The sequence below is a fragment of the Paenibacillus sp. genome (assembly GCF_035645235.1).
Taxonomy (GTDB): Bacteria; Bacillota; Bacilli; order Paenibacillales; family YIM-B00363; genus Paenibacillus_AE.
In genome coordinates this window covers 1-18,179 of sequence record NZ_DASQMZ010000080.1, presented here as the reverse complement: position 1 = coordinate 18,179, position 18,179 = coordinate 1, and the positions used below count along the sequence as shown (strand labels likewise).

15 protein-coding genes are annotated in these 18,179 nt (G+C 64.1%); 13 read left to right on the top strand and 2 right to left on the bottom strand.

The genetic code is table 11. From position 1 onward, the window contains the following. From VEZ38_RS07715 to VEZ38_RS07705, 3 genes are all read left to right on the top strand, one after another. Positions 1-232, top strand: a 232-nt coding sequence (locus VEZ38_RS07715) for a fibronectin type III-like domain-contianing protein (RefSeq protein ID WP_324892771.1), incomplete at its 5' end; no start/stop codon positions are given. Between the two features lie 73 nt (positions 233-305). Next, on the top strand, positions 306-959 hold the full coding sequence (locus VEZ38_RS07710; protein WP_324892770.1) for a response regulator transcription factor: 654 nt from the start codon (positions 306-308) through the stop codon (positions 957-959). A 246-nt stretch (positions 960-1,205) separates the two neighbouring features. Beyond that, entirely contained in the window at positions 1,206-2,087 is an 882-nt protein-coding gene (locus tag VEZ38_RS07705; protein WP_324892769.1) for a sensor histidine kinase, read from the top strand. 32 nt (positions 2,088-2,119) lie between these two features. On the opposite strand, the gene VEZ38_RS07700 is transcribed toward VEZ38_RS07705, so the two are convergent. Then, positions 2,120-3,763: a response regulator gene (locus VEZ38_RS07700; RefSeq protein ID WP_324892768.1), complete on the bottom strand. Its 1,644-nt coding sequence runs from the start codon at positions 3,761-3,763 to the stop codon at positions 2,120-2,122. Further along, on the bottom strand, positions 3,756-5,606 hold the full coding sequence (locus VEZ38_RS07695) for a cache domain-containing sensor histidine kinase (protein WP_324892767.1): 1,851 nt from the start codon (positions 5,604-5,606) through the stop codon (positions 3,756-3,758). Before VEZ38_RS07695 ends, VEZ38_RS07700 begins: the two co-directional genes overlap by 8 nt. A gap of 188 nt (positions 5,607-5,794) precedes the next feature. On the opposite strand from VEZ38_RS07695, the gene VEZ38_RS07690 reads away from it, so the two are divergent. From VEZ38_RS07690 to VEZ38_RS07645, 10 genes are all read left to right on the top strand, one after another. Further along, complete coding sequence (locus tag VEZ38_RS07690) at positions 5,795-7,168, top strand: ABC transporter substrate-binding protein (RefSeq protein ID WP_324892766.1); 1,374 nt, start codon at positions 5,795-5,797, stop codon at positions 7,166-7,168. Between the two features lie 45 nt (positions 7,169-7,213). Further along, a complete protein-coding gene (locus VEZ38_RS07685) occupies positions 7,214-8,098 on the top strand; it encodes a sugar ABC transporter permease (RefSeq protein WP_324892765.1) in 885 nt (294 codons plus the stop codon). An 11-nt stretch (positions 8,099-8,109) separates the two neighbouring features. Further along, positions 8,110-8,934 (top strand): carbohydrate ABC transporter permease, encoded by an 825-nt coding sequence (locus VEZ38_RS07680; RefSeq protein WP_324892764.1) that lies wholly within the window; start codon positions 8,110-8,112, stop codon positions 8,932-8,934. A 7-nt stretch (positions 8,935-8,941) separates the two neighbouring features. Continuing rightward, the gene (locus VEZ38_RS07675; protein WP_324892763.1) at positions 8,942-10,672 is read left to right on the top strand and encodes a glycoside hydrolase family 66 protein; all 1,731 of its coding nucleotides are present in this window, start codon (positions 8,942-8,944) and stop codon (positions 10,670-10,672) included. Between the two features lie 91 nt (positions 10,673-10,763). Then, positions 10,764-11,687, top strand: a complete 924-nt coding sequence (locus tag VEZ38_RS07670; RefSeq protein ID WP_324892762.1) for an LD-carboxypeptidase — start codon at positions 10,764-10,766, stop codon at positions 11,685-11,687. Between the two features lie 109 nt (positions 11,688-11,796). Then, a complete protein-coding gene (locus VEZ38_RS07665; protein ID WP_324892761.1) occupies positions 11,797-12,576 on the top strand; it encodes an IclR family transcriptional regulator in 780 nt (259 codons plus the stop codon). A gap of 15 nt (positions 12,577-12,591) precedes the next feature. Further along, positions 12,592-13,467: a fumarylacetoacetate hydrolase family protein gene (locus VEZ38_RS07660; RefSeq protein ID WP_324892760.1), complete on the top strand. Its 876-nt coding sequence runs from the start codon at positions 12,592-12,594 to the stop codon at positions 13,465-13,467. A gap of 26 nt (positions 13,468-13,493) precedes the next feature. After that, positions 13,494-14,957: an alpha-ketoglutaric semialdehyde dehydrogenase GucD gene (gene gucD, locus VEZ38_RS07655; RefSeq protein WP_324892759.1), complete on the top strand. Its 1,464-nt coding sequence runs from the start codon at positions 13,494-13,496 to the stop codon at positions 14,955-14,957. Between the two features lie 35 nt (positions 14,958-14,992). Next, positions 14,993-16,957, top strand: coding sequence for a YjhG/YagF family D-xylonate dehydratase (locus tag VEZ38_RS07650; RefSeq protein WP_324892772.1), 1,965 nt, complete (start codon positions 14,993-14,995; stop codon positions 16,955-16,957). Between the two features lie 281 nt (positions 16,958-17,238). Continuing rightward, on the top strand, positions 17,239-18,179 hold a 941-nt coding region (locus VEZ38_RS07645), incomplete at its 3' end, for a sn-glycerol-1-phosphate dehydrogenase (RefSeq protein ID WP_324892758.1).

Here is an 18,179-nt window from a genome sequence, read left to right as displayed (position 1 = left end):
CGGCATTCGGCGGGTGGAGCTGGCGCCGGGGGAAGAAGCGGAGCTCGCGTTCGAGCTGACGCCGCGCGACCTCGCGCTCGTCGACGAGGACGGCCGCCGCGTGCTCGAACCGGGGCGGTTCGAGGCGTACATCGGCGGCAGCCAGCCGGACGCGCGGAGCCGGGCGCTGACCGGCGCCGACGTGCTGGCATACGCTTTCGAGGTCGTCGGCGAAGCGACGGCGGTCGAGTAAGAAAAAGAGACGCGAGGCCGGACGTTCGTTCGGCCGGCCTCGACGATTCGCGTAGAGAGAAGGAAAGGGTCATATGTCGGAAACCGAGGGAATAAAAATTTTAATCGCAGGCGCCCCCGTGCTCGTCCGATCGGCATTATCCCTGCTTCTGAACAGGGAGCCGGGATTTCGCGTCGTCGGCGGGGCGAGCGGCGGGAAGGAAGCTTTGGGCAGGACGATCGAGCTGAGGCCGGACGTGCTGCTTTTGGATCTGGGCTTATCCGAAGGGGGCGAAGGCGTCGCGGCGGTTCGCAAAATCAAGTGCGACGCGCCGGACACCAAGGTATGCATTCTCTCGTCGTTCGAGCGCAAGCGGTTTTTGCTGGATATCTTACGCGCCGGGGCGACGGGCTACATCACCAAAGACGTCGACGATGAGGAGTTTCTTCGAGCCGTTCGAATCGTCGCGGACGGATTTATTTATTTGCAACCGAATATGATTCAGTACCTCGTGGAAGAGGCGCTGAACGGGGCGGGGGCGGCGAGCGATCCGAATCCGTGCGACGCGTTGTCGGGCAGGGAGCAGGAGTTGTTTTCTTACATCACGAAAGGATATTCCAACAAGGAAATCTCGAAACAGCTCTTTATTTCCATAAAGACGGTGGAAGCCCACAAGAAACGTATTATGGAAAAGCTGAACGCAAAGTCGTTGTCCGATCTGATGCGGTACTGTTATGTGCAAAATTAAACGGGCTGACAAACCGAACAGTACGATTTCCTTAAGGGAATTCCTTGCAAACGGGGAATTCTTTTTTTATTTTTCCTAGGCGCGGCGGAAAAATTAAGCGTTTTCCCCACTAGTGGGATCGGTCGGGAGTCTGCATAATCGTATTGAGAAAGCCTCGAAATGCCACGTAGTCCAGAAGTTTGTCCGAGGGCTTGCTTTGTTTCTGTGAATATAGTCCCAATAAAACCACATGGATGTGAACGAGAAGTGAAGAAGTGCCCGTTGGCGTTCTGGGTCGGCGTCTTTTACGCTGCGGCGTTCGCCGCCGCTTGCCTGTTCGTATTGCGCTTCCGAGAAATAGAAGCGGAACGCATGATTACGGGTTTCGGCCCGACGAATTCCTGGCCGGTTTGGGCGGGGTTCGTGCCTATGTCCCTGCTGTCGGGGGCGCTGCTCGCCTGGATTTGCCTGCAGCGGCGCAGCGTAGATCTGCCTGGGAGCGCGGCGGCGTCGCAGGGAAGACCGCGGCTGCTCGCGGAAGTGCTGTACGCCGAAGCGCAGGAGAAGCGAAAGCTGGCGGCGGAACTGCAAGACGGCCTGGGGCGTCTGCTTTACAGCGCCGTTCCGACGGCTGCGGCCGCATCGAAGGAAACGGCGAACGATGTTTTGCAACCGCTTTCCGAGGCGATCGAAGAGCTGCGCCGCGTCCAATCCCATCTACGTCCGTCCCTGCCGCAGCCCGAATCGATCAGTCTGGAGGCTTCCGTTCGGCGGCTCTGCGTCGAGTACCGATGCCGTTTCGGGCTGGACGTGCGATTGACCGCATTCCGTCTTCCCGCGGAGAACGCGCTGCCGGAACTCGTCGAATTGGCGTTGTACCGCATGGTGCAAGAGACGCTGCAGCATATCGCCAAACATTCGAGCGCGGACCGGGTCGAGGTGTCCGTTCGAGAAGGCGACGGGGCGGTCGAGTTGACGATTGTCGATAACGGAATCGGCTACGGAATGGAGGAGAAGCTGTTTCGCAGGGGCGAATTGGGCGCCTTGAAAGCGAACGTCGTGGAGTTCGGCGGACGCGTCGCCGTTCATGGCTCGGCGGGGTGCGGAACGAGCGTGTCCGTTCGGATTCCCCTTACGAACGGTCGATAGCGCGTTCCGCTGCGAGAAGCTCCGACGCCCGATCAACGCATCGCCTTCTCCTGGTATTGACCGGGCGGCACGCCGTAATGCTGTTTAAAGACGTACGAGAAATGCTTCACGCTTAGGTAGCCGACCTTCTCGGCGACGTCGTACACCTTCTCCGGCGGTTTCCGACGCAGCATCGCGGCGGCGTGTTCCATTCGAACGCGAGTCAGAAATTTAATGTAAGATTCCTGCGTGCGCTGGTGGAACAGGCTGCTAAGATAACCTGGGGAAAGGCCCATCAATTCCGCAAGATGCGCGAGGCTCAGCGGCTCGGCGTACCGTTCCAGGATATACGCCTTCACCCGGGCCACGATCTCGTGCTCGTCGCCTTCGCGAACGGGCGATGCGCCTCCGGAGGCGGGGTCTTCGAAGCCGGCAAGCAGGTCCCGGTACGCGGCGGCGGCCTCCTCCGGAGGGCAGCGGCCCGCGTCGGCGGGCGCTCGGCGCAGCAGCGCCTGGAGCGCAGGGCCGCTTCGGTCCGGCGCGTCGGGGTCGGCCGACGCGCCGGACAGCTGCCGCAACAAATGCGCGCCGAAGAGAACGAATCGGCGGCGGTCGATCGGCTCCAGTTCCTCCGCGATCGATTGCAGCGATGCGCGCCAAGCCGCATCCCGCCCTTCCGCCGGCGTCTGCATGAGCGCGGCGACCGCGCCGTCCAGCCTCCTCCATCGACGCTCCGCCGCCTCGTTGCCGACGAGCGGCTCCGCGCTCGCCGCCTCCTCCGCGAACAGCATGCCCCGCAGCGCCGCCGCCGCTTGCCGATACGAGGCCCCCAGCTGCAGCAGCTCCATCTCGGGCTCCCCGACGGCCCCCCACAGCCGGAGTCCCGTCATTCCGCGAACCGCGTCCGCCAGCGCCTTGTACAGCGCTCGGCAGCGGCGCAGCGCGTCGTCGGCGTCGTCGCCGGGCACGAACAAGACGGTGCGCTGCTCGTCGTCGGCGAACGGAATCGCGGAGAAACCGCCCCCCGCCCCGGAAGCGGCCAGCTCCGCGGCGGTCTGGTGCACGATGTATCGATACAAGGTCATGTGATCGTACGACACGCCTCGCTCGAGCAGCTGGCTTTCGTCCAAAGCGACCGCCAACATCGCGCCTTCCGCTTCCATGAGGGTAATCTTCAAGCGATGCAGCATCGGGTACAGCACCTTAATCTCCATATGATTTTCAGTAATGATGGCGCGCAGCACGTTCCTAGCCACCTGCGCCTTCGCCTCCGAGGACAGCGACAGCAGCGACCGGTACGCAGCTTCCTCCATGCGTTCGGCGGACAGCCGAGCCGCCAGCTTGCGAAGCATGTCGACGACCTCTTCCTTCACGACGGGCTTCAGCAAGTAAGCGTGAACGCCGTACTCCATCGCCTCCTTGGCGAGCGTAAACTCGTCGTGGCCCGACAAGACGACGACATGCGGCGCGCCGGGCCGCGCGTGCAGCCGGCGCGCGAGCTCGAGCCCCGACATGCCCGGCATCCGGATGTCCGTTACGACCAGATCGTACGCGCCTCCCGCGTCGAGCAGCGCCAGCGCTTCTTCGCCGTCGGCCGCTTCGCCCGCGCACGTCCATTCGGCGTCCAGACGTTCGACGTAATCCAGAAAATACCGGCGCGTCAACGGCTCGTCGTCCACGATCAACATTTTATACATCGTCAGCCCTCCTTGAAGGGTACGGCATTTCCAGGCGAACGGTCACGCCCGTTCCTTCGGCGCCGTCGATATGCAGTCCATAGTCCGCCCCGTACCGCGCCTGTATGCGCTTGTTTACGTTCGCCAGCCCGATGCCCGCGCCGTTCTCGTCGTATCCGTCGAGGAGCGCTTGCGCCGCCTTCTCGCCGCGGCCGTCGGGGCGCGGATCGTCCCCTCCGAGCGTTCGCCGCAGGCGCCGCAGCGTCTCGGACGCCACGCCGGGACCGTCGTCCGTCACCTCGAAGACGATGCGTTCGTCCCCGGCGGCTTCGGCTGCGGCGACGACGATCGTCGTCAGCCCTTTCTTCCGCTCGCAGCCGTGCTTCACGGCGTTCTCTACGAGCGGCTGAAGCAGCAGCGCGGGGATAGGGACTTCGTGCAGGGCGGGGTCGATCTCGATCCGATACGCAAGCCGGCCTTCATAACGGCTGCATTGGATGCCCAAGTAAGCGTGCAGCAGGTCGAGCTCCTTCCGCAACGGAATTTCCTTGTCCCATTGCGACATGCTGCGCAAAATTTTGCTGAGTCCGTTAATGTTCTGTATCGCCTTGTCTTGCTGGCCGGATTGCATCGACAAGCTGATCAAGTTCAACGTATTGAAAATGAAATGCGGCTGAATTTGACTGAACAGCGCGTTGATTTGCGCTTCCTGCTGCAGCAGCTTCGATTCGTACACCTCCCGCACGAGCGCCGTGTTCTCCTGCAGCATCTCGTCGATTCGCTTCACGAGCCGGTTGAAGGCCGCGCCCAAATACCCGATTTCGTCCTTGCGTTCGCTTCGGAAGGTGACGTCCAGCATGCCGAGCTCCGCCTTCTTCATGAGCGAGACGATCGCCAGAAGCGGCTTCAGGAAATGCCGCAAAAACAAGATGAGCAGCAAGATGAAGCCGAGCGCGCTGCCGATCGAAAGCAGCAGCGCTTGATTTCGCGTGCGGATCGCCTCCCGATTCATCTCCGCCACGGAGTTGACGGCGACGATATGCCAGTTCGTGCGGGGAATGTACGAGCTGTTGACGAGGTAGTCCGGGGCGACCGGGCCGCCCGATTGCAGCGCCGTCAGCGCCGTGCGCTTATGCGCGTCGTTGGACGCGAAAATAAATTCCCGGTGCTCGTCGACGATAAACAAGCCGCCGCCCCGACCCATGTCGGCCCGTTCCACGATGTCGACGATCGCGTCGTAGTTCGCGTCCGCTTTAATGACGCCGAGGATCGTCTGCGTATTGCGGATGCTCCGGAGCTGCTTCACGACGGAGAACACCTCGACGTTGCCGCCGCCGAGGCGAAATTCGTTCTCCCGGGCGGATACGAAAATATATTCCTGCGAGGCGAGCGCCTGTTTATACCAATCGTAGTCTTCCAACCGTTCGTCCGGCACGAGCTTCGTCGGGAGACGGGCGCTCGAGTAGATCCGGTCGGTCACGATCGAGACGCGCAGGATGTCCTCGCGGGGATAAATCATCATCTCGTCCAAATAGTTTTCGATCAAGCGCCGCTTCTCCAGCTGCCCGAGCTCCGTGCGGGGCGGCGGCTCCTCGAGCGCGGTCATAATGCCGGCGTTGCGGTACGGCGATATGGTCAAGCGGTACAAATCGTCGAGGTACGTATCGATGTTCAGCGCGACTTGGTCGATGATTTGCTGCACCTTCGCCGAAGATTGCCTCTGAAAATCGCGCGTGTACTGCGTGTATAACAAGTAGGATTCAATGAATACCGACAGAAAGAGAAGGAGCCCCGTGATCACGATCAGCTTGGACGTCAAGCTCCATTCGCGGTATCGCTTCAGGCGGATACGGCGCGCGTTCAACGAGGATCCCCCCCTTCCAACAAACCGGATTTCCGATTACATTCATTCTAATAGATACGTTCCTCTTGTAAAGCGCATCTGAAAAAACAATACCTCGATCACGATTTTTAGGTGTTTCGGCGAGCGTGCGCGCGGCGGTAAGCTAGACGTGAAAGCATCACTACAAGACCTTAGGGGAGGAAATACAAGTGAAACGACGGTTGATGACATGGGTGTTCTGCATGGTTGCGCTGGCCGTGTCGCTCGCGGCGTGCAGCTCGAACGGAGGCGGGACGCAGAGCGCGGCCGAGACTTCGGCAGGCAAGACGTCGACGGCGCCGGCGGCGAAGGAAGAACCGAAGGCGGAGCCGAAGGAACAGCCGAAAGAGAACGTCACGATCAAGTTCTTTACGGGGAAGGTCGAGACGGTCGAGCTGATCGACGAGCTGATCGCGAAGTTCGAGGCGGAGCATCCGCATATCAACGTGGAGCAGGAGTATCAGAAGGACGCGAGCAACGTGATTAAGGTCAAGTTCGCATCAGGCGACGTGCCGGACATTACGACGGTGTACGCGCAGGACTACGTCGACCAAGGCAAGTATCTGGATTTGTCGAACGAACCGTTCTGGTCCCGCGTGCAGCCGGCGATCAAAGAGCTGAACACCGATATCAAGACGGGCAAGCAGTTCCGCGTCGCGACGAACATGACGATGGCGGGCATTTTCTACAATAAGAAGGTGTTCGACGAGCTGGGCCTCAAGCCGGCGGCCACGTGGGCGGAGTTCAAGTCGAACCTGCAGACGATCAAGGACAAGAAGCCGGACATGACGCCGATGTTTCTCGCGGGGAAGGACTCCTGGACGCTCGGGCATCTGATCGAGTTCATGGCGCACGGCGTGATTAAGCAGGAGTACGGCGTGGCGGACGCGCGCAAGGCGTTCATCAACAACGAATCCGACAAGCTGAAGTTCGATGCGGTCGGCGGCGGGATCGAAGCGTTCGCGGGCAGGCTGCTGGAGCTGAAGGAGGCCGGCCTCATCAACGACGACGCGCTGACGGCGACGTACGACAATCAGAAGGAAGCGTTCGCGACGGGCAAATCGGCGCTGTTCAGCCAAGGCATGTGGGTGCTCGGGGATCTGCTGACGCTGAATCCGGATATGGCCGGAGATATCGGCTTCGCGCCGTTCCCCGCGATCGTCGACGGCACGAAGCCGGTCGTGCTCTCCGCCGAGGATTCCGTCTACACGATTACGTCGGAATCGAAGCATCCGGAGGAAGCGAAGCTGTTCCTGGAGTTCCTGTTCAAGCCGGAAAACCTGAAAGCATACAGCGAATTCTTGAAGTCGCCGCCGGCGTTCACGGACGTCAGCGCGGACTGGGGACCGCTCAAGGATCAAGCCGCGGCGGCGCTGCAGGCGGGCGCGAACATCGCGTTCACCGATACGCCGGCGGGCTTCTCGGGCGACGACGCCGGCCGGATGGTGCAAGAATTGCTCGCGGGCAAGTATGCGACATCGGCGGAGTTCGCCGCCGCTTACAAAGACGCTTGGGACAAAGCTTGGGGCGCAACGAATCAGTAAGCCCAGGAAACCAATAAAGCAATACAGACGGCAGGAGAGAAAACCATGCGAGCTATGATCCATAAAATGAATGTAAATTTGCATCGCTACATGGCGCTTCCCGCGATCCTGCTGTTCGGCTTATTTTTCTTGTACCCGCTCGCGCAAGGCGTCGGCATCAGCTTGACGGATTCCAACGGCATGACGGCGCCGCGCTTCGTCGGCCTGCAAAATTTCGTCGATTTCTTCGGGGACGACCGCGCGCTGAACGACGTCAAGATCACGATGCTCTTCGCCCTCGGCAGCGCCCCGCTCCTGAATTTGTTCGGGCTGCTGTACGCGCTGCTCCTGGATCGGAAGCTGCCGGGCAAAGCCTTCGTCCGAGCCGTCGTCTATATGCCCGCCGTCATCAGTCCGCTCATTATGGGGTACATTTGGTATTTTATCCTCCAGCCGGGGCGGGGATATTTGGCCCACGCGCTGGAGGGTCTCGGGCTGGGGCATCTGGACGTCAACTGGCTCGGGGAAAGCGGCTCGGCGCTCGCCGTCTTGATCGCGGTGAACGTATGGCAGTACGCGGGCATGACGATGATCGTCTACCTCGCGGGCTTGCAGGGCATCCCCGCCGATCTGTACGAGGCTTCGACGATCGACGGCGCGGGGCGATGGCAGTCGCTGCGTTACGTGACGCTGCCGCTTCTGTATCCCGCGATCAAAATCAATGTCGTGACGAACATCATCGGCTCGCTGTCCGTTTTCGAGATTATCGTCGCTTTAACGGACGGCGGACCCGGGTACGCGACGGAATCGCTTAGCATTTACATTTTGCGGATGCTGTACGGGAGCTTTACCGGCTATTCCACGGCGGTCGCGCTCATTTTGTTCGTCATCATCTTGATCCCCGTCGCGCTGTTTCTGCGGTTTACAAGGAAGTCCGAATACGAGCTTTGAGAGGGAACGTCATGAGCGTACATGCAAAGAACGTCTTAAAATACGCAATCGGCGGGATGATGGTGTCGATCTCGATCATCCCGTTTTACGTATTGTTTTACCTCGCGACCAATACGCCTTCCGGTACGATGTTCCGTGGCTTGCTGCTGCTGCCGGAGCTTTCCGTCGGCAACTTCGTCGAGGCGTGGCGCGGCTCCAGGCTCGGACGGGCGATGATCAATTCGTCGATCGTCACGTTCCTTGCCGTGGCGCTGATCGTGTTCGTCGCGAGTGCCGCAGGGTATTCGATCGCCAGGGTCCGCAGCAAGCTGAACGCCGCGATTTTCAATACGTTGCTAGCCTGCATGATGATCCCGGCGATCATCATTACGGTGCCGCTGTATACGCTGATGCGGTCGATCGGCGGTATCAATACGCATTGGGCGATGATCCTCCTGACCGCCTCCAACGCGCTGCCGCTGTCCGTCTTCCTGTATGCGAGCTTCATTCGTTCGCTTCCGAAGGAGGTCGAGGAGTCGGCCGTCATCGACGGGTGCACGTATTTCACCGCGTTCTGGCGGGTCACGTTCCGCTTCCTGCGTCCGGTGACGTCGGCGGTCGTCATCCTGACCGGACTCGGCATCTGGAACAATTACGGGCAGGCGGTCTTCTTCCTGCAAAGCCAGGAGATGCGCACCGTCCCGCTCGCGATCGGCATGTTTTTTCAGACGTACGGCGCGAAGTGGAATCTTATGGCGGCCGCGGCGCTGATCGGGCTCGCCCCGGCGGTGCTCGTCTTCGTCCTGTTCCAGCGGTATTTCATTAAAGGGATTACGGCCGGCGCGCTGAAAGGATGAACGTGCAGTGAAGAGAAGCGATGCAAGAATTATCGATTTTTACCCCGTCAAAGCCCAGTACCGAAGCGGGGAAAAGGTGACGCTGTCGCTCGAGGCGGCGAACGACGGCGACGAGCCGTTGCTCGTATCGATCGGCTATACGATTTTCGAAGTAGACCGGGTCGTCGAGACGCACGCGCTTTCCGCGGTCGCGCTTCCGCCGCGCGAATCGGTAACCGTACTCGTCGAGGCGGGGCCGTTCGAGACCGACTTCGCCGGCTACGGCGCGGAGGCGGCGCTGCGGATCGACGGGGCGGACGCGGACTTGGGCGCGGCGGCCACGGCGTTCGACGTCGTCCGCGACTGGCGCCTCGCCCCGCGCTACGGGTTTTTAAGCGACTTCGGCGCCGCGGAGGCCGGGGATGAGGAAGACCTGAAGTGGATGGCGAAGCTGCATCTCAACCTGGTCCAATTTTACGACTGGATGTACCGCCACGACGACTTGGCGAGCGAGGAAGACGCGTACGTCGATCTGATGGGCCGGGAGGTAAGCCGGCGCGTCGTCGAGGAGAAGATTCGGGGCTGCCATGGGCGCGGCATGAGGGCGATCGCGTACGGCGCCGTCTACGCGGCCAGCAAGCCGTTCGCGGAAAGCCGGCCGGACTGGCGGCTTTATACGAGCGCCGGGGACCCCTACGACTTCATCGGCATCTTCGGCATTATGAATATCGCGCCGGATGCTCCCTGGTCGGCCCACATCGTGAACGAGTATAAGAAAGCCGTCGAGCGGCTGGACTTCGACGGCATCCATATGGATACGTACGGATTTCCGAAGACGGGGTGGTCGCATGCGGCCGACGGTCGGCGGCGGTTCGAGCGGCTCGAGTCGCAATTCCCGGCGCTGATCGAGTCGACGCGCGAAGCGCTGTCCAAGGTGAAGGACGACGTCGCGCTGATTTTCAACAACGTCGGAAATTGGCCCGTCGACGCGGTGGCGAGGAGCAGCCAAGACGCGGTCTACGTCGAGGTGTGGCAGCCGTACGAGCGATACCATCATCTGACGGACATCGTTCGCTGGGCGAAACGCTTAAGCGGCGGGAAGCCGGTCATTCTGGCCGCCTATTTGAAGCCGTTCCGCGAGCCGGGGCCGCTCGGCGTCGAAGGGGCGGAGCGGGCGTTCCGGCTGGCGCAGGCGGCGATCGCCGCGAGCGGCGCGTATCACCTATTGCACGGGGAAGCGGGGGGCGTATTGACGCAGGGCTACTACGTCGACCACTCCAAGCTTCGGCCGGATTTCTTTCGCACGGTGCGGGACTACGCGGACTTCATCGTTCGCTACGGACATGTGCTGTACGACCGCAGGCTCCGGGACGTGTCCATGACGCATGCGGACGGCGATAACTTGGAATACCGGTTCGAGGGCTTTCCGTACAGTACGTATGGCGAGGCGGGGAAGGTGTGGACGCGGATCGGCGAATGCGACGAGCGGAAGGTCCTTCACTTCATCAATCTCGTCTCCGCGGCGGACGACTTGTGGAACGAATCGAAGGAAGCCGCCTCGCCGGTCGAGGGACGCATCGTCTCGGTCGCCTTCGACGGGGAGATCGAGTCGGTCGTACATGCGAGTCCCGACGCGGACGGGGGTCGGGCGACGGCGCTCGCGTACCGCGCGGAGCGGACGCCGCGCGGCTTCGTCGCGACGTTCGAGCTGCCGGCGCTGCTGTATTGGGATGTAGTCGTCGTGCGGACGAAGATGTGAATCGAAACTCGTTCGCCCCGATGTATCGTACATGCGGACATTCCCATCCTGCATATATTGCCGTAATGAGATACGGGATGGGGGGATTCGGATGGCGATTAAGCCGCCGATCTTACGCAGAGGGGATGTCATCGGGATCGTGACGCTCGGCAGCCCGCTAAGCCGGAGCACGATCGATGCGAGCATCGCCGTGCTGCAGGGCATGGGTTTTCGAACGGAGGTCGGCGCCTCCGTCTATGCGTCGACCGGCTTTCTCGCGGGAAGCGACGAGGAGCGGGCGGCGGACTTTATGCGCATGATCGAAAATCCGAACGTTCGTATGATTCTGCCGACCAGAGGGGGCGTCGGGGTGGCCGGCGTGTTGCCTTTCCTCGACTTTGAAGCGATCGCGAGAAACCCGAAGATCGTATCGGGCTACAGCGACATTACGGTGCTGTTGAACGCGCTGTACGCCCGATCCGACCTCGTGACGTTCCACAGTCTGCTGCTGCTGAATTTTAACCGAAACGAGCCCGCCTACAACTTCGACCAATTTTTCGCGGCGACGTCGACCTACGCGCCGACGCGCTCGATCGTAAACCCGCCGGATCTCTCCCTCGTCCCCCGCGTGCCGGGCGAGGCGACCGGGCCCGTCGTCGGCGGCAATCTGACCTCGCTGCTGGACACGCTCGGGACACCCTACGAGGTAGACACTCGCGGCAAAATTTTATTTCTTGAGGAGACGCACGAGCCGATAAACCGCGTGTACCGCATGGTCAACCAGCTGATCCTTGCGGGGAAATTCGAGGACTGCGCCGGCATCGTGATGGGCGAGTGCACGAATTGCCAGATCGCTTACGGCACCTCGTACGAATCGTTGATCGAGGATGTCATCGTTCCCCTCGGCAAGCCGCTGATGACGAACTTGGCGTCCGGTCACGGCCTGTACAAGGCGGCGATTCCGATCGGCGCGAACGTGCGCATGGACGCGACGAACGGCCGACTCACCGTCGTCGAGCCTACGGTATCTCTCTAGGATAAACGCGGAAAAAACGGTACTCGAACCGGAGCGGATATGATACAATCTCGTTAAATTAACAGAACCGAGTTTTATAATATAAAACAAAGCGAGGACTGGGCCGCTTATGCCGATCATTCAAGCGGTGGATCGAGCGCTGCAGCTGCTGGAGCTGTTCGACGAGCAGACGAAGGAATTGAAAATTACCGAGATCAGCGCCCGCGTGCGGCTGCACAAGAGCACCGTGCATTCGCTGCTGAAGACGCTCCAGCTCCGCGGGTATATCGAGCAGGACGAGGACAGCGGGAAGTATCGCCTCGGCATGAAGCTGCTCGAGCGGGGACAGCTGCTGCTCCAAGGGCTGGATTTGCGCGGCATCGCCGGTCCTGCCCTGCGGGAGCTGTCGGAGGCGACGGGCCAAACCGCGCACCTCGTCGTCATGGACGGCCCGGAGGCCGTCTATATCGATAAGGTGGAAGGGGAGAAGGCGGCGATCCGGTATTCCCGCATCGGACGGCGGGTGCCGTTCCACAGCAGCGCGGTCGGGAAGGCGCTGGCCGCGTACCAATCGCCGAAGCGGCTCGAGCGGCTGCTCGCCGGCTACCGGTTCGAGAAGCATACGGCGGCGACGATCGACAGCCGGGAGGCGTTCCTGGCGGAGCTGGAACGGGTTCGGGCGGAGGGCGTGGCGTACGATCGGGAGGAAAACGAGCCGGGCGTCCTGTGCGCGGCCGCGCCGATCTTCGATTACGCGGGGGACGCGGTCGCGGCGATGAGCGTCTCCGCGCTCGCCGCCCGCATCGACGCGGCGGAGCTCGGCCGCAACGTAACGCTGCTCCGCGCCTGCGCGCGCCGCATCAGCGAGAAGCTCGGACATCGGGAAGAATCAGGCATAAACAAACCTTAAGGGGAGAGTGTTTCCATGCGGTTGATTCGGTACGATCGAGGGGACGAAGCGAGGCTGGCGGCGGCGGACGAGGACGGGAAGGTGTTTCCGCTGGCGGCGGAGGACGTGATGGCGATCGTCCGCGAGGCGAGGGAAGCCGGGGTGACGACGACGGCCTACGTTCGGCGGTTGGTGGAAGCGGTTACGCCGATCGAGGCGGGCCTTGACGAGCTGCGGCTGCTGCCGCCGGTCGAAGCGCCGGAGGTATGGGCGGCGGGCGTGACGTACCAGCGCAGCCGCGAAGCGCGCAACTACGAGGCGACGGGCGGAAAGCTGGATGCGTCGACGTTCTACGATAAGGTGTACGACGCGGAGCGGCCCGAACTGTTCCTGAAGTCGACCGCGGCGCGCACGGTCGGGACGGGGGAGACGGTGTGCCTGCGCAGCGACTCCTCGTGGCAGGTGCCGGAGCCGGAGCTCGGGCTCGTGCTCGACCGCGCGGGCACCATCGTCGGCTACACGATCGGCAACGATATGAGCTGCCGCGACATCGAGGGGGAGAACCCGCTGTACTTGCCGCAAGCGAAGGTGTGGCGCCGCTCGTGCGCCATCGGCCCGTGCATCGTGCCGGTCGACGCGATCGAAGACCCGTACGCCCTGGACATCGCGCTGCGGATATACCGCGGCGGGGAGAAGGTCGTCGACGAGCGGGCGAGCACGGGGCAGCTCAAGCGCCGGCTCGACGAGCTGGTGTCGTACCTGGCGCGGGACAACGAGCTGTTCGACGGCACGGTGCTGCTGACCGGCACGTGCGTCGTGCCGCCGAACCAATTTACGCTCGAGCCGGGCGATCGGATCGAAATCGATATCGAAGGCATCGGCACGCTCGTGAACGTCGCGGAGCGGGCGTAATAACATTTTCCGAAGGGGAGATTCGCGTGTCGACGAAAGAAGCGGTTACGGTACATAACTACATCGGGGGCGCTTGGGTGCCGGCGGCCGAGGGGGGGGCGGTGCCCAGCATCAACCCCGCGCGCAAGCGCGAGATCGTCGGCTATGTACCGGATTCGGGGACGGTCGATCTCGACCGCGCGGTCGCGGCGGCGGAGGAGGCGCGCGGCGCGTGGCGGAAGCTCGCCGGCGCCCAGCGCGGCGCGCTGCTGTATAAGGCGGCGGACATTCTCGAGCGAATGGCGGGCGAGATCGGCGAGACGATGACGCGGGAGATGGGCAAGACGCTGCCCGAGGCGAAGGGCGAGACGCTGCGCGGCGCCGCGATTTTGCGCTATTACGCGGGCGAAGGGATGCGCAAAATCGGCGACGTCATTCCGTCGACCGACGCGGAGGCGTTCCTGTTCACGACGCGGGCGCCGCTCGGCGTCGTCGGCGTCATCTCGCCGTGGAACTTTCCCGTCGCGATTCCGATCTGGAAGATCGCGCCGGCGCTGATCTACGGCAATACGGTCGTATGGAAGCCGGCGACGGAGACGGCGGTGACGGCGGCGAAGGTGATGGAGGCGCTCCACGAGGCGGGCGTTCCGGCCGGCGTCGTCAACATGGTCGTCGGCGGCGGCGCGACGATCGGGCACGGCATCGCGGCGCATCCGGGCATCCACGGGGTGACGTTCACCGGGTCGAACGCGGTTGGGAGGCGCGTCGGGCAGACGGCGCTCGCGCGCGGCGCGAAATACCAGCTCGAGATGGGCGGGAAAAACCCGATCCTGATTGCGGCGGACGCCGATTTGGATTTGGCGGTCGACGCGACGATCAGCGGCGGGCTGCGCTCCACGGGCCAGAAGTGCACGGCCACGAGCCGCGTCATCGTCGTGAAGGACGTCTACGAGGCGTTCAAGGCGAAATTGTTGGAAAAGGTGTCGGCGCTTCAAGTCGGCGACGGTCTCGAAGCGGGGACGTGGCTCGGCCCGTGCGCGAACGAGAAGCAGCACGAGACGGTGCTCTCGTATGTGGCTAAGGGGATCGAAGAGGGCGCGACGCTGCTGTATGGCGGCGCGCGGCCCGACGATCCGGCGCTCGCGGACGGCTTCTATGTCACCCCGGCCGTGTTCGAGGGCGTCCGGCCGGATATGACGCTCGCCCGCGACGAAATTTTCGGCCCGGTGCTTGCGCTCATTGAGGCGGACGACTTCGCGCAGGCGGTCGCGATCGCGAACGATACGGAGTTCGGACTCAGCGCGTCGGTCTATACGCGGGACATCGGCAACGTGCTGTCGTTCGTGAACGACATGGAGGCGGGGCTCGTCCGCGTCAACGCGGAGACGGCGGGCGTCGAGCTGCAGGCGCCGTTCGGCGGCATGAAGCAGTCGAGCTCGCATTCGCGGGAGCAGGGGCAGGCGGCGATCGAATTTTTCACGTCGATCAAGACGGTATTCATTAAGCCATGAGCGGCGGCGGCGGACTTGAGGCGCTGCGAGCCGTCATGGGCGCGGACGGGGACGGCGACCCGTCCCGGTACGACGTCGTTACGCACGCGGCGGGGCCGTCCGGCGCGCTGCCGCTGACGCCGGAGCTGCTGCGGGACGCGCCGAGCGGCGACCTGTTCGGCCTGTCGCAAAACGTCGGCATGGGCTGGAGCCCGTCCCGGCTGCTCGGCAAGGAGGTGCTCGTGCTCGGCACGCAAGGCGGCATCCGCGAGCCCGACGGGTCGCCGCTGGCGCTCGGGTATCATACCGGCCATTGGGAGATCGGCCTCTTGATGCGGGAGGCGGCGAAGGAAATCGCCGAAGCCGGCGGCGTGCCGTTCGCGGGGTACGTCAGCGATCCGTGCGACGGCCGGACGCAAGGGACGACCGGCATGTTCGATTCGCTGCCGTACCGCAACGACGCGGCGATCGTCATGCGCCGGCTCATCCGCTCCTTGCCGCGCCGGGACGCCGTCGTCGGCGTCGCCACCTGCGACAAGGGTCTGCCCGCGATGACGATCGCGCTCGCGGGCATGCGGAAGCTCCCGGTCGTCGTCGTGCCGGGCGGCGTCACGCTGCCGCCGACGGTCGGCGAGGACGCCGGGAAAATTCAGACGATCGGCGCACGATACGCGAGCGGCGAGCTGTCGCTCGGGGAGGCGGCCGATCTCGGCTGCCGCGCCTGCGCGACGCCGGGCGGCGGCTGCCAATTTCTCGGCACGGCCGGCACCGCGCAGGTCGTCGCCGAGGCGCTCGGCCTGACGGTGCCGCACGCGGCGCTCGCGCCGTCCGGCCAGCCGATCTGGGCGGAGATGGCGCGGCAGTCGGCGCGCGCGGCGCTGCGTCTCGCCGAGGCGGGGCGGACGTCGGCGGACATTCTGACCGATGCGTCGATCCGCAACGCGATGGCCGTGCATGCGGCGTTCGGCGGCTCGACGAACCTGCTGCTGCATATCCCCGCGATCGCGCACGCCGCCGGCCTCGCCGTGCCCGACGCCTCCGACTGGGCCGCCGTCAACCGCGCCGTGCCGCGCCTCGTCAGCGTGCTGCCGAACGGGCCGGTGCCGCATCCGACCGTGCGCGTGTTTCTCGCCGGCGGCGTGCCGGAGGTCATGCTGCATCTGCGGCGGCTCGGCCTCCTCGACGAGCGCGTCCTTACGGCTTCGGGCGCGACGCTCGGCGACGTCCTCGACTGGTGGGAACGCTCGGAGCGCCGGCAGCGGCTGCGCGCGCGTTTGCGGGACGTCGACGGGGTCGACCCGGATACGGTCATTTATACGCCGGAGGCGGCGCGGCGGGCCGGGATGACGTCGACGGTCACGTTCCCCGTCGGCAACCTGGCGCCGGAGGGCTCGGTCATCAAGTCGACGGCCATCGATCCGTCGCGGTTGGATGCATCGGGCGTCTTCCGGCATGTCGGCCGGGCGAAGGTGTTCACGGAGGAGCGGGCGGCGATCCGCGCCATCAAGACGGGCGGCGTCGCGGCCGGCGACGTGCTCGCGCTCATCGGCCGCGGCCCGTCGGGAACCGGCATGGAGGAGACGTATCAGCTGACCTCGGCGCTGAAGGCGCTGCCGTTCGGCAAGGAGGTGGCGCTGCTGACCGACGCCCGGTTCTCGGGCGTGTCGACCGGCGCCTGCATCGGCCACATCGGGCCGGAGGCGCTGGCGGGCGGCCCCGTCGGCAAGCTGCGCGACGGCGACTGGATCGAGATCGTCATCGACACGCGCCGGCTCGAGGGCTCGATCCATATGGTCGGCGACGGCGAACGGCCGGCGGACGCGGCGGCGGGCGAGGCGGCGTTGCGCGCGCGCGAGCCGCATCCGGGGCTCGCGCCGGACCCGGAGCTGCCCGACGACACGCGGCTATGGGCGGCGCTGCAGGCGGTCAGCGGCGGTACGTGGAAGGGCTGCGTGTACGACGTCGACCGCATTCTCGAAGTGCTGGAGGCCGGCATGGAGGCGCTCGGCCGCGCGAAATAGCGCGCCGATTGGACATATTGGACAGCGCAGGCTTGTCGCAGCGATCGAACGCGCGGCGTCGCCGGGCGACGTGCGGTCTCGGGCTCCGTCCCGCCGCATTCGCCGGAGACGCCGCGCCTGTTTACTGCCGGTATATTGGACAGTTTTGGACATACATTCCAAGGGAATGCGCCCGTTCGCGTTTAGAGAGAACCCGGTTCCAGCGTTCGACGCCTCGCGGGCGCTGCCCTATAATAGAAAAAAAGCATTCGAACGGTCCAAGAGAAAATGGGAGGCGCTTCATGATCGACATATTGGGGAACATCCGGACATTGGCGGAGCGCATGGGCGAAACGGCGGCGAACGCGTCGTTCCCGGAGCGCATCGCGGTAGCGCCGGGGGCGGCGACCGATGCGGCAGCCTTCGCGGAGGAGGCGGGATATCGTCGGCTTCTGCTCGTCGCCGACGCGAATACCTTCGAGGCGGCGGGCCGGCGGCTTCGGCAGGGCGCGGAGGCGCGCCGCCTCGAAGTCGAGACGACGCTGGTGAAGCCGAACGCGCAAGGCGACGTCGTCGCGGACGAGGCGTCCGTCGTGCAGACGCTGCTCGATCTGCAGCGGTCGCAGGCGCAAGCGGTCCTCGCCGTCGGGGCGGGCACGCTGCACGACGTCGCGCGGTATGCGGCCTTCACGTTCGGCGTGCCGTTCATCTCCGTACCGACCGCGCCTTCGGTCGACGGCTTCGCCTCGAAGGGCGCGCCGCTTCTCGTCCGCGGGGAGAAAATTACGGTGCCCGCCGTCGGCCCCGTCGCCGTCTTCGCCGACACCGACCTGCTCGCGCGGGCGCCGAGGCCGCTCGTCGCGGCGGGCTTCGGCGACATGCTGGGCAAGACGACGTCGCTGTTCGATTGGAAATTCGGCGCGGCGACCGCGGGCGAGCCGTACTCGCCGCTCGTGGCGGCGATCACGGAGCGGGCGCTGCGCGCTTGCGTCGAGCGCGCCGCGGACATCGGCGCCGGTAAGGACGAAGGGATCGCGGCGCTGACCGGGGCGCTTATCGAATCCGGCCTCGCGATGCTCATCCTGGGGCAGTCCCACCCGGCGTCCGGCGCGGAGCACCATCTCTCGCATTACTGGGAGATGGAATTCATCCGCGCCGGCCGGCGGCAGCTGCTGCACGGCGCGAAAGTCGGCGTCGCCAGCGCGCTCGTCTCGGAGCTGTACCGCCGCATCGCGGCCGAAGG